At 66.8% G+C, this 13,074-nt stretch carries 7 protein-coding genes; 5 read left to right on the top strand and 2 right to left on the bottom strand.

Going from position 1 to position 13,074, the window contains the following annotated elements:
• Positions 1-587: 587 nt before the first annotated feature.
• The 5 genes from AB0O28_RS24305 (at position 588) to AB0O28_RS24285 (ending at position 10,123) form a co-directional block, all read left to right on the top strand.
• Complete coding sequence (locus AB0O28_RS24305; protein WP_363643779.1) at positions 588-2,225, top strand: hypothetical protein; 1,638 nt, start codon at positions 588-590, stop codon at positions 2,223-2,225.
• A 554-nt stretch (positions 2,226-2,779) separates the two neighbouring features.
• Positions 2,780-4,306 (top strand): hypothetical protein, encoded by a 1,527-nt coding sequence (locus tag AB0O28_RS24300; RefSeq protein WP_363643777.1) that lies wholly within the window; start codon positions 2,780-2,782, stop codon positions 4,304-4,306.
• A gap of 615 nt (positions 4,307-4,921) precedes the next feature.
• Positions 4,922-6,211, top strand: a complete 1,290-nt coding sequence (locus AB0O28_RS24295; protein ID WP_363643775.1) for a hypothetical protein — start codon at positions 4,922-4,924, stop codon at positions 6,209-6,211.
• 487 nt (positions 6,212-6,698) lie between these two features.
• The gene (locus tag AB0O28_RS24290) at positions 6,699-8,189 is read left to right on the top strand and encodes a hypothetical protein (RefSeq protein WP_363643773.1); all 1,491 of its coding nucleotides are present in this window, start codon (positions 6,699-6,701) and stop codon (positions 8,187-8,189) included.
• Positions 8,190-8,668: 479 nt separating this feature from the next.
• On the top strand, positions 8,669-10,123 hold the full coding sequence (locus tag AB0O28_RS24285) for a hypothetical protein (protein WP_363643771.1): 1,455 nt from the start codon (positions 8,669-8,671) through the stop codon (positions 10,121-10,123).
• Positions 10,124-10,220: 97 nt separating this feature from the next.
• Here the strand turns inward: AB0O28_RS24285 and AB0O28_RS24280 are convergent, their stop codons facing one another.
• Complete coding sequence (locus AB0O28_RS24280; RefSeq protein ID WP_363643769.1) at positions 10,221-12,071, bottom strand: ABC-F family ATP-binding cassette domain-containing protein; 1,851 nt, start codon at positions 12,069-12,071, stop codon at positions 10,221-10,223.
• Between the two features lie 12 nt (positions 12,072-12,083).
• Complete coding sequence (locus AB0O28_RS24275) at positions 12,084-13,022, bottom strand: 4-(cytidine 5'-diphospho)-2-C-methyl-D-erythritol kinase (RefSeq protein ID WP_363643794.1); 939 nt, start codon at positions 13,020-13,022, stop codon at positions 12,084-12,086.
• Positions 13,023-13,074: the final 52 nt, after the last annotated feature.

The following is a 13,074-nucleotide window of genomic DNA, read 5'->3' as shown; positions in this document are numbered from 1 at the left end:
GTCGCCGTACTTCGACGGTGAGACGCTGGCCGTCTACAAGCAGGCTGCCGCCAACTGGTCCGGCAAGATCGTCTGATCTTCCCCCCGGTAAAGCACAGTCAAGGAAAGGGCCCGGCACCCAGCCGGGCCCTTTTCTGTTGCCCGAAACCGCCTAATTCTCAATCCTTGTCGGAGTCGTCCACTGGTCGGCTGGTGCGCGCTCTCCCCTGCCCGACCCGACGGCTAATGGTCGCAAATAGCGCCGCTTGTCCGATTCTGCGAAGCGCGTCCGCACGGGCCGGCAGCCCTCACCCCGCTCGCCGCGACGTGATTGCACACCTCTTCGGTTTCCTCCACAGCTGTGATTTACATCACATCTGACGTTGCATCGGTCCAACGCGGAGCGTAACGGAGGCCCCTTGGCACCATTGTTGATCAGCCAAAATGATCAACGACTCTCTGGCTCGGGTCATTCGCGTGCCTCACTCCCCCTTAAGGCATGGCCACAAACCCACTTACGTCACTCCTTTTCCTCATATAGCTTTCTCCTCGTTCCTCACTGACGCATGGGGCGCAAGTGGCGCCTCACGACAGACCAGGAGAAATCCATGAAGCGCACTCTCGCTCTGGGCGGGGTCACGGCGGGCCTGCTGGCCTCCGCTGCGATCGCTGCCCCGGCTCACGCGGACTCGATCCCGAGCGTGAACCTGGCCAACACCAACCTCGCGGCCCAGCAGGTCGCGGCGTTCTGGTTCGGTCAGGCCAAGGCGAACCTGATCAACGCGACCCCGTACGCGGTGGAGACCACGGTCCCCACCAAGCACGTGTCGACCGGCGGCGTGTCGGCCAGCGACAAGGCCGGCGTTGTGGGTTCCAGCGGCGACCAGAAGGCCGCCACCGGCAACCTGAAGAACGTCAACCTGCCGAAGACCACCGGCAAGGTGTTCTTCATCGGCGCCGACCACAAGCCGCACTGGTGCTCGGCCACCTCGGTCCAGGGCCAGTACAAGAACCTGGTGGCGACCGCGGGTCACTGCGTCTACGACACCGAGTCCAACGCCACCACGCTGGACAAGTGGGTCTTCATCCCCGGCTACTACGAGGGCAAGACCCCGTGGGGCATCTACGTCGGTAAGACCGCTTACACGCACTACGACTACAGCGTGTACGAGGACGGCGACCGCGACTACGCGTTCGTGACCGTCTACAACGGCGTCATCCCCACCGAGGGCGGCACCAGCGCCGGCAAGTACGAGTCGCAGGTCTACCCGACCAAGCTCGAGGCCTGGAAGGCCAAGCGGAAGCTCGAGGCCGACAAGACCACCGCGCTCTCGAAGCTCCAGATCGTGCCGGTCAACAAGCTCTCGCGCTTCGCCAAGCCGGTTCCGGTCACCGTCGCCGAGTTCCAGGACTGGAACAAGGGCAAGAACCTGACGGACCCGAACGGCAAGTGGACCTGGGGCACCTTCGCCACCGCGCCTGCCAACGTCGAGAAGAAGGACTACACGCAGGACAAGGACTCCTACGTCAGCCAGGACGGGAAGACCCTGTACTGGCGGGTGAAGGAGCAGGGCGGCAACAAGCCCAGCTTCGCGCCCACCAACCCGGGCAACCCGGGCGGACCGGGCCACCCCGGCAACCCCGGTAACCCGGGCGGACCGGGCCACCCCGGCAACCCGGGCAACCCGGGCGGACCGGGCAAGCCGGGCGACAAGCCGGAGCCGCCGAAGGGTCCCGAGTACAAGTACTTCAGCCGGACGTTCACGGCGAAGGTTGTCAAGGGCTACCAGGTTGTCGGCTTCAAGCTGTCGATCGGTCTCAAGGACGTCGGCACCCTCGGGTCCAACGTCGGCGGGCAGGGCCTGGCCTACAACCAGAAGATCGGCACGGGCATCTTCGAGTTCGGCTACCCGAGCGGCTCGCACCCCGACGGCAACTACGCCTTCACCGGCAAGACCCAGAAGTGGGCCTACGGCAAGACCTTCAAGGCGGCCGCCCCGTCGATGAAGGCCGAGGAGCTCGTCGGCATCAAGTCCTCCTTCACCGGCGAGGGCTCCATCGGTTCCGCGTGGCTGTACCGCTACAGCAACACCAAGCGGCTCGGCTACCTCAACGGTGTGACCATCGCGGTCTCCGACACCGACGGCAACAACCGCATCGACACCAACGTTTCCCCGTACTTCGACGGTGAGACGCTGGCCGTCTACAAGCAGGCTGCCGCCAACTGGTCCGGCAAGATCGTCTGATCTTCCCCCCGGTAAAGCACAGTCAAGGAAAGGGCCCGGCACCCAGCCGGGCCCTTTTCCCGTTCTCCCAGATGTTTCCGCCGAACAACCGGCGCGGCGCCTAGGGCTGCCACTGATTGTCCGCCTCGGACCATCAGCTGGGCCGGCCGGTTCGCGTCCCCCCCCTACTCGGCCCAGTTGCCGACGGTCACCAATAGCACCCTTCGTCCCATTCATCGGAACATGGCCGAGGCGCTGACAGTGATTGGCGCGCCTCGCATGCGGGGGGCTTTGACGTCATCTCACACCTCTCGGTTTCCCTCAAAACTGTGATTTGCATCACGCCGACCGTTATAGCGGTCCAACGCGGAGCGTAACGAAAGCCGCTCAGCTCCTTTGTGATCAGCCAAAATAATCAACCGCCCTTCGGCACAGGTCATCCGCGCGCACCGCTGGCCCCGAGAGCATGGACGCGAACCCACTTACGTCGCTTCATCTCCTCCTATAACTTTCTCCTCGTTCCTCACTGACGCATGGGGCGCAAGTGACGCCTCACGACAGACCAGGAGAAATCCATGAAGCGCACTCTCGCTCTGGGCGGTGTCGCGGCCGGCCTGCTGGCCTCCGCTGCGATCGCCGCCCCGGCTCAGGCCGACCAGATTCCGAGCGTGAACCTGGCCAACACCAACCTCGCGGCCCAGCAGGTCGCGGCGTTCTGGTTCGGCCAGGCCAAGGCCAACCTGATCAACGCCACGCCGTACGCGGTGGAGACCCAGGTCCCCACCAAGCACGTGTCGACCGGCGGCGTGTCGGCCAGCGACAAGGCCGGCACGGTTGGCTCCAGCGGCGACCAGAAGGCCGCCACCGGCAACCTCAAAAACGTCAACCTCCCGAAGACCACCGGCAAGGTCTTCTTCATCGGCGCCGACCACAAGCCCCACTGGTGCTCGGCCACCTCGGTCCAGGGCCAGTACAAGAACCTCGTCGCCACGGCCGGTCACTGCGTCTACGACACCGAGTCGAACGCGGCCACCCTCGACAAGTGGGTCTTCATCCCCGGTTACTACGAGGGCAAGACCCCCTGGGGCATCTACGTCGGTAAGACCGCTTACACGCACTACGACTACAGCGTGTACGAGGACGGCGACCGCGACTACGCGTTCGTGACCGTCTACAACGGCGTCATCCCCACCGAGGGCGGCACCAGCGGCGGCAAGTACGAGTCGCAGGTCTACTGGACCAAGATGGAGGCGTGGAAGGCCAAGCGGAAGCTCGAGGCCGACAAGACCACCGCGCTCTCGAAGCTCGAGGTCGTGGAGGTCGCCGCACTCTCGCCCACTGCGCAGGCGACCCAGGTCAGCGTCGCCCAGTTCCAGGGCTGGAACAAGGGCAAGGACCTGACCGGGAACGGCCCGTGGGCTCCGAACACGGGCGTCTCCTACACTCGCGAGATCAGCAAGGACGAGTACAAGGCCTGGAACAAGGACTCGTACGTCAGCGAGGACGGAAGGACCCTGTTCTGGAGGGTGAAGGCGGACAAGCCCGGCCCCGGCTTCGGCCGTGACGACCACGACGACCGTAACGGCCGCAGCGAGTACAAGTACTACATGCGGAAGTTCGGGGCGAAGATCGCCAAGGGCTACCAGGTCGTCGGCTTCAAGCTGTCGATCGGTCTCAAGGACGTCGGCACCCTCGGGTCCAACGTCGGCGGGCAGGGGCTGGCCTACAACCAGAAGATCGGCACGGGCATCTTCGAGTTCGGTTACCCGAGCGGGTCGCACCCGGACGGCAACTACGCCTTCACCGGCAAGACCCAGAAGTGGGCCTACGGCAAGACCTTCAAGGCGGCCGCCCCGTCGATGAAGGCCGAGGAGCTCGTCGGCATCAAGTCCTCCTTCACCGGCGAGGGCTCCATCGGTTCCGCGTGGCTGTACCGCTACAGCAACACCAAGCGGCTCGGCTACCTCAACGGTGTGACCATCGCGGTCTCCGACACCGACGGCAACAGCCGCATCGACACCAACGTGTCGCCGTACTTCGACGGTGAGACGCTGGCCGTCTACAAGCAGGCTGCCGCCAACTGGTCCGGCAAGATCGTCTGATCTTCCCCCCGGTAAAGCACAGTCAAGGAAAGGGCCCGGCACCCAGCCGGGCCCTTTCCTGTTGCCCGAAACCGCCTCACCGGCCTCACGCCGTGGTGCGTTCCAGGGGGATCGAGCGCGCGGCCACCGCTCCGCCCCTCTCCCGCTCCGCCACCGCCGGCTCATTCCGGCCAGGCGCCGCCCCCGGCCTCAGTGATCCTTCAGGCGGACACGAACGGCCCGGGACACCTCGAAGGACCGCCTGCGGCCCCACCAATCCAGCGCCTTTCGGGCGGCCGGAACGAGCCACCGAAGACCTCTCGCCGTCCCGCCGAAGGCTCCTTTTGACGTTGAACCCCCGCTCTCGGTTTCATTCGCTTAATGTGATTTGCATCACATACGCACCCCAACCTCAGGTGCTCATCCGCCGCGACAACGGACGTCCGGCACCGTACGTGATCAGCGGAGATGCCCGCAGAGACCTCCAAATCGCCACGAATCACGCGAGCCGGAGCCGGCGGGCAGGCGTCACGGTTCCACTTACACCACACCAACTTCTCCTATAACTTTCTGACCGTTCCTTTACTGACGCTTGGGGCGCAGGAGTCGCCCCACGACAGACCAGGGAGAAGAAAGTTGAAGCGCACCCTCGCATTCGGTGGCATCGCGGCCGGCCTGCTGGCCTCCGCGGCCATCGCCGCCCCGGCCCACGCCGACTCCGTTCCGAGCGTGAACCTGGCCAACACCAACCTCGCCGCCCAGCAGGTCGCCCAGTACTGGTTCGGTGAGGCGAAGGCCAACCTGGTCAACGCCACGCCGTACACGGCGGAGACCACGGTTTCGGCCAAGCACGTGTCGACCGGCGGTGTCTCCGCCGACGACAAGGCCGGCGTCGTCGGGTCCAGCGGCGACCAGAAGGCTTCCACCGGCACGTCGAAGAACGTGAACCTGCCGAAGACCACCGGCAAGGTGTTCTTCACCGGCGCCGACGGCAAGCCGCACTGGTGCTCGGCGACTGCCCTGCAGTCGCAGTACAAGAACATCGTGGCGACCGCGGGTCACTGCGTCTACGACACCAAGTCGAACGCGACCACGCTGGACAACTGGGTCTTCGTCCCCGGCTACTACCAGGGCAAGACCCCGTGGGGCATCTACGTCGGCAAGACCGCGTACACGCACTACGACTACAGCGTCTACGAGGACGGCGACCGCGACTACGCGTTCGTGAGCGTCTACAACGGCGTCATCCCCACCGACGGCGGCACCAGCGGCGGCAAGTACGAGTCGCCGCTCTACAAGACGAAGTGGTTCGCCGAGCGCGCGAAGGCCAAGCTCGCGGCCGACAAGACCACGGGCTACTCCAGGCTCCAGGTCGTGCCGGTCTACGAGCAGTCGAAGTCCGACAACAACAACCGCTGGTCGCACCACCGGCCCACCCCGGCCCCCACCGGCAAGATCATCGGCTACAAGGTCGTCGGCTTCAAGGTGTCGATCGGCCTCAAGGACGTCGGCAGCCTCGGCTCCAACGTCGGCGGTCAGGGCCTGGCCTACAACCAGAAGATCGGCACCGCCGTCTTCGAGTTCGGCTACCCGAGCGGGTCGCACCCGGACGGCAACTACGCCTTCACCGGCAAGACCCAGAAGTGGGCCTACGGCAAGACCTTCAAGGCCGCCGCCGCGTCGATGAAGGCCGAGGAGCTCGTCGGCATCAAGTCCTCCTTCACCGGTGAGGGCGCCATCGGCTCGTCCTGGCTCTACCGCTACAGCAGCACCAAGCGGCTCGGTTACCTCAACGGTGTGACCATCGCGGTCTCCGACACCGACGGCAACGGCCGCATCGACACCAGCGTCTCCCCGTACTTCGACGGTGAGACCCTGGCCGTCTACAAGACCGCCCAGGCCAACTGGTCCGGCAAGATCGTCTGATCTTTCCCCGGTCTTTGACACAAGGAAAAGGACCCGGCCTCCAGTCGGGTCCTTTTCTTTGGCATTTCTCAGGATCGCGGCGAGGTAGCCGGCGGGAAAAGGAACGGCGTCATCAATTCACCCTGCCCTTCTTTCGTTCCGGACCGTTCCCAGACCGTTCCAGGGCTGTGCCCGGGCCGTTCCCTGGGCCGTCGCGAGTGCCGCTCTCCCCCCATACAGCCAGCGCGAGGAGCCCGCACCGGCCACAGCCGCGCGCGGCCCGTCCGCCCCGCACGGCCTCCATGGAAGACCGCCGCCGGCACACCGCAATTCACGGTGAAAGCGTCCGGCGGCGGAGGTGTGCATTGGCATATCACATTGAAGATCACGAGGTGATACCCATTGGCGCACCTCTCTTACGCCCTCAGCTATCGGTCCGGTAGTTTTTGCACACCCTTTACTGACGCTTGAGGCAAAGTCGCGCCTCACGACAGACCATGGAGAGCACTTGAAGCGCACCCTCATGATCGGCGGCGTCACGGCCGGCCTGCTGGCCTCCGCCCTGATCGCCTCCCCGGCGCACGCCGACCGCGGCCACGGCAAGCCCCACTCCAAGCCGCTGGCCGAGACCAACTTCGCCGCCAAGCAAGTCGCCGCGTTCTGGTTCGGGCAGAAGATGGCGAACCTGGTCAACGCCACGCCGTACGGGACCGAGACCCAGGTCTCCGTGAAGCACGTGTCGACGATGCCCAAGGAGATCACCGACACCAAGCCCGGCGTCGTCTCGTCGAGCGGCGAGAAGAAGACCACCGGCACGTCGAAGAACGTCAACCTGCCGCGGACCACCGGCAAGGTGTTCTTCATCGGCGCCGACCACAAGCCCCACTGGTGCACGGCGACCGCCCTGCAGTCGCAGCACAAGAACATCGTGGCCACGGCCGGTCACTGTGTCTACGACACGGTGAAGGACAAGGACCTGATGGACAAGTGGGTCTTCGTCCCGGGTTACTACAACGGCAAGACGCCGTACGGCATCTACGTCGGCAAGATGGCGTTCACCCACTTCGACTTCACCACCTACGGCGACGGTGACTTCGACTACGCCTTCGTCGCCGTCTACAACGGCGTCCTCCCGACGGACGGCGGCACCAGCGGCGGCAAGTACGAGTCCCGGCTCTACAGCAACAAGTGGGACGCCTACAAGGCCAAAGACCAGCTCGCGAAGGACAAGACCACCGCTCTCTCGAACCTCGAGGTCGTGGAGGTCAACACGCTCTCGCGTCGCGCCCGGGAGGTTCCGGTCCCCGTCGCCGACTTCCAGGCCTGGAACAAGGGCAAGGACCTGACGGACCCCGACGGCAAGTGGGCTCCTCTGACGTCCGCGGACAAGATCAATGACCGCGTCAGGCCGGACGAGTACAGGTCGAACAAGGACTCCTACATCAGCCAGGACGGGAAGACCCTGTTCTGGCGGGTGAAGGAGAACAACCACTACAAGTACTTCAGCCGGACGTTCAAGGCGAATGTTTTCAAGGGCTACCAGGTCGTCGGCCTGAAGCTGACCATCGGCCTGAAGGACGTCGGCAAGCTCGGGGACAACGTCGGCGGTCAGGGTCTGGCCTACAACCAGAAGGTCGGCCAGCCGACCTACGTGTTCGGCTACCCGAGCGGGTCGCACCCGGACGGCAACTACGCCTTCACCGGCAAGACCCTCAAGTACACCTACGGCAAGACCTTCCCCGCCACGGCTTCGGCGCTGAAGGGCGAGGCCCTCCAGGGCATCAAGTCGTCGTTCACGGGCGAGGGCGCTTCCGGTTCCGCGTGGCTGTTCAAGTACAACAACGCGACCCGGTTCGGCTACCTCAACGGCATCACCATCGGCGTCTCCGACACCGACGGCAACAACCGGTACGACACCAGCGTCTCCCCGTACTTCGACGGTGAGACGCTGGCCGTCTACAAGACCGCGGCCGCCACCCCCTCGGCCAACATCGTCTGACAGCGTTCGACGTCGTCTGACGCTTCGTGAGGCACCACTGAGCAAGGGCCCGGCCGCGTGCGGCCGGGCCCTTCTCCCGTTTTCGGCTCTCCCCGCTTCCCCGATCCCCCGTCTCCGGCTCTCTCCGCGCTTCGCACCCCCGCCGGGGATCGTCCTCCGGGCCTCGATCGGCACCCGTACGGACGGAATCAGACGTGATCACTTGGGCGCTCGGTTCCATCCGGCCAGTGTGATTTACGTCACATTCGCCCACTGAACGATCAGTTACTCCGCGTGATCGCGAGCTCTCAAAATCAGCATCTCATCAGCGGAAACGCAGCGAGCGTTCAGGCTCGGATCGGACCTTGATCATTACGGGGACGTAGACGCTCTGGTTCTCAGCGCTACTTTCCGCCTGACTCCTCCGATAACTTTCTTACCGTCCCTTTACTGACGTGTGGGCGTACTTTGTGCCCCCGACAGACCAAGGAGAACAACCCTTGAAGCGCACCCTCACCCTCGGTGGCATCGCGGTCGGCCTGCTGGCGTCCGCGGTCGTCGCCGCCCCCGCGCACGCGGACTCCGTTCCGCACGACACCCTGGCCAGCACCAACTTCGCCGCCAAGCAGGTCGCCGCCTTCTGGCTCGGCGAGCGTGCGGCCAACCTCCGCAACGCCAAGCCGTACAACGTGGAGACCACGGTCTCCGCCAAGCACGTCTCGACCGGCGGAGCGTCGGCGGACAGCAAGGCCGGCGTCGTCGGCTCCAGCGGTGACAAGAAGGCCACCACCAGCACGAAGAACGTCAACCTGCCGAAGACGACCGGCAAGGTGTTCTTCGTCGGCGCCGACAAGCGGCCGCACTGGTGCTCCGCCACGGCGGTCCAGTCGAAGTACAAGAACCTGGTGGCGACCGCCGGCCATTGCGTGTACGACACCAAGAGCAACAAGGCCACCCTCGACAAGTGGGTCTTCGTCCCGGGTTACTACCAGGGCAAGACCCCGTGGGGCATCTACGTCGGCAAGACCGCGTACACGCACTACGACTTCGATGTCTACGAGGACGGCGACCGCGACTACGCGTTCGTGACCGTCTACAACGGCGTCCTGCCCACCAGCGCCTCCGGCAGGAGCTACGAGCGCACCTACGAGACCTCCCGTGAGGCTCGCTGGGCCAAGGCGAAGCTCGACAAGGACAGCGCCTACTCCCACCTGAGCATCCGGCCCGTGGTCGACACCCGGCACGTGGTCAAGGAAGGCACCCGCGACTCCGAGAAGGTCTACGTCAAGCGGGACGAGTGGAAGAAGCTCAACCCCGAGGGCACCGCCGCGGACGGACCCTTCAAGGAGGGCACCGGCGTCACGGACAAGGAGTACCGCTTCAAGCCTCGCGGCTGGGAAGAGGGCAAGCAGTCCCGGGACGGCAAGGCCTTCTACATGAAGAAGGGCGACAAGTACGTCGTCCGCACCTACTGGATCAACTACGACGTCGACTACCGCCTGACCGGCCGCGCCCTGTCGATCGGCCTCAAGGACGTCGGCACCCTCGGCTCGAACGTCGGTGGGCAGGGCCTGGCCTACAACCAGAAGATCGGCACCTCCGTCTTCGAGTTCGGCTACCCGAGCGGGTCGCACCCCGACGGCAACCACGCCTACAGCGGCACCACGCTCAAGTGGGCGTACGGCAAGACCTTCAAGGCGGCCGCTCCGTCGATGAAGGCCGAGGAGCTCGTGGCCATCAAGTCCTCCTTCACCGGTGAGGGCGCGATCGGCTCGCCGTGGCTGTACCGCTACAGCAGCGCCAAGCGGCTCGGCTACCTCAACGGTGTGACCATCTCGGTCTCCGACACCGACGGCAACAAGCGGATCGACACCAACGTGTCGCCGTACTTCGACGGTGAGACGCTGGCCGTCTACAAGACCGCCGCGAACAACTGGTCCGGCAAGATCGTCTGATCCACCGGCACCACGCGAAGGGGGCCCGGCATCACGCCGGGCCCCCTTTCCGTCCGCGTCACCGGCACCGGGACGCGGCCGGGCGACGTGACGTGACCTACTGCTCCTCGAGGCGCTCCGCCACCGTCATCCACTCGAGCTCGACCGACTCCTTCTGCGCGACGACCTCGCGCAACTCGGCGTCGAGCTTCGCCAGCCGTTCGAAGTCGGTCGCCGCCTCCGCCATGTCGCCGTGCAACTGCGCCTCCCGCTCGCCGAGCCGATCGATCTGCCGTTCCAGCCGGCTCAGCTCCTTCTGCAGCTCCCGCAGCTCCTTGGCCGACAGTCCACCGGCCTTCGGCGCGGCCGCCGCGCCGCCGGGCGAAGACCCCGCGGAGGACCCCGCCGAGGATGCCGGGGCCGCCTTGGCCGCGGTCGCCGCACGGGCCGACACGGCCGCGCCGCGGGCGCGCCGGTCGAGATACTCGTCCACACCGCCCGGCAGCATCGACAGCCTGCCGTCCCCGAGGAGCGCGAGGCAGCGGTCGGCCACCCGCTCGAGGAAGTAGCGGTCGTGGCTCACCACCACCAGCGTGCCCGGCCAGCCGTCGAGCAGGTCCTCCAGCTCGGTGAGCGTCTCGATGTCGAGGTCGTTGGTCGGCTCGTCGAGCAGCAGCACGTTCGGCTCGTCCATGATGAGCCGGAGGAACTGCAGCCTCCGCCGCTCGCCGCCCGACAGGTCGCCGACGACCTTCCACTGGGCCTCGCCCCGGAAACCGAGGCGCTCCAGCAGCTGGGAGGCCGACCATTCCTTCTTGCCGACCTGGACGTACTTGCGGATCTCCTCGACCGTCTCCAGCACCCGGCGCGTGGGGTCGAGCTCACCGAGCTCCTGCGACAGGTGCGCGAGCCGTACGGTCCTGCCGCGCACGACGCGGCCGGAGTCGGCCGCGACCGTGCCGGACAGCAGGCGAAGCACCGACGACTTGCCCGAGCCGTTGACCCCGATCAGCCCGATCCGGTCCCCCGGGCCGAACTGGTACGTGCAGTGGTCGAGCACCAGCGGCCCGGCGCCCTGTCCGTCACCGGGGCCGCCCGCGTGGAGCGTCACGTCCTCCAGGTCGAAGACGGTCTTGCCGAGCCGCGCCGAGGCGAAGTCGAGCAGCTCGACGGTCTCCCGCGGCGGCGGCTCGTTCGCGATCAGCGCCTCGGCGGCGTTGATCCGGAACTTCGGCTTGGAGGTCCGGGCCGGCGGTCCGCGCCGCAGCCACGCGATCTCCTTGCGCATCAGGTTCTGCCGGCGTTCCTCCGCGGCCTGCGCGATCCGCGCCCGCTCGGCCTTGGCCAGCACGTACGCCGCGTAACCGCCCTCGTATCGCTCGACGGAGCCGTCCACGACCTCCCACGTCCGGGTGGAGACGGCGTCGAGGAACCAGCGATCGTGGGTGACGACGAGCAGCGCGGACTTGCGCTGGACGAGATGCCCGGCGAGCCAGGCGATGGCCTCGATGTCGAGGTGGTTCGTCGGCTCGTCGAGGATCAGCAGGTCGTGCTCCTCGACCAGCAGCCGGGCCAGTGCCGTACGGCGCCGCTCGCCGCCCGACAGCGCGCCCGCGGCGCCGGACAGGTCGATGTCGCCGAGCAGATTGGCCAGGATCTCTCTGATCGCGGGGTCGCCCGCCCACTCGTGCTCGGCCCGGCCGCCCAGGACGATGTCCTTCACGGCGGCGTCCGGGTCGAACTGGTCACGCTGGGAGAGCGTGCCGACGCGCAGGCCCCGGGTGTGGGTGACCCTGCCGCTGTCGGGCTGCAACGTCCCGGCCACGATCGAGATGAGCGTGGTCTTACCACCGCCGTTGCGGCCGACGACGCCGATCCTGTCGCCCTGTTCCAGGCCGAGGGAGACGTCGGCGAGCAGCGGCTTGGGCCCGAAGGCGTGGGAGACGGACTCCAGATTGACCAGGTTCATCGCTGGTAAAGCTTATCCGGCCCCCGCACCGGCAACGGTCGCCCCCGGAACCGGGCCGTGCGCGGTGACGACGGAGCGGCAGCCGTCGACGTCCTTGACAAGGGCGGCGAGCTCCTCCGCCCGCTCCGCCGACTCGGCGAGGAAGGCGCAGGTGGGGCCGGATCCGGAGACGAGGGCGCCGAGCGCGCCGTGCTCGCGACCGGCGGCGAGCGTGCCCGCGAGCGAGGGACGCAGCGCCAGCGCCGCGGGCTGGAGGTCGTTGGACAGCGCCCGGCCCAGCGTCTCGGCGTCGCCCTCGCGCAGAGCGGTGAGCAGTTCCTCGCTCACCGCGGGGTGGGGCGCGGCCATCCCCGCCTCTTCACGCAGACGGTCACACTCGCCGTACACCCGCGGGGTCGACAGCCCCCCGTCGGCGAGTGCGAAGACCCAGTGGAAGACCCCGCCGGTCTCCAGCGGGGCGAGCCGCTCGCCGCGTCCGGTGCCCACGGCGGTGCCACCGAGCAGCGCGAACGGCACGTCGCTGCCGATGTCGGCGGCGATCTCCATCAGGTCTTCGACCGGCAGGCCGAGGCCCCACAGCTCGTTGCAGGCGACCAGGGCCGCGGCGGCGTCGGCGCTCCCCCCGGCCATGCCGCCCGCCACGGGAATCGACTTGCGGATCAGCAGGTCGGCCCGGTAGGAACGGCCCGCCCGGTCGGCCAGCGCCCTGGCGGCCCGTACGGCGAGGTTGTCGTCGCTCACCGGCACCTGACCGGTGAGGTCTCCCTCGACCCTGACCCGCAGCGGGGGGGCGCAGGCGTCCCCCTCGGCCGGCTCGGCGGCGGTGACCTCGTCGAACAACGAGACCGCGTGGAAGACGTTCACCAGGTCGTGATAGCCGTCCCCGCGGAGCGGGCCGACCGCGAGCTGGAGGTTGACCTTCGCCGGCACCCGCACCGTGATCGCGCTCATCGCCCGCTCACCGCCTCGCGTCGTCGTCACTCGTCACCGTGCCGTGATCGCT

It is taken from the genome of Microbispora sp. NPDC088329, from assembly GCF_040685655.1.
In the GTDB taxonomy this organism is placed as follows: Bacteria; Actinomycetota; Actinomycetes; order Streptosporangiales; family Streptosporangiaceae; genus Microbispora.
The sequence above is the reverse complement of the archived record's forward strand: the minus strand, read 5'-3'. Positions and strand labels throughout refer to the sequence as shown.

Coding starts and splice junctions, on each gene's coding strand:
- AB0O28_RS24305 (WP_363643779.1), top strand. CDS start 588: ATGAAGCGCACTCTCGCTCTGGGCGGGGTCACGGCGGGCCTGCTGGCC.
- AB0O28_RS24300 (WP_363643777.1), top strand. CDS start 2,780: ATGAAGCGCACTCTCGCTCTGGGCGGTGTCGCGGCCGGCCTGCTGGCC.
- AB0O28_RS24280 (WP_363643769.1), bottom strand. CDS start 12,071: ATGAACCTGGTCAATCTGGAGTCCGTCTCCCACGCCTTCGGGCCCAAG.
- AB0O28_RS24275 (WP_363643794.1), bottom strand. CDS start 13,022: ATGAGCGCGATCACGGTGCGGGTGCCGGCGAAGGTCAACCTCCAGCTC.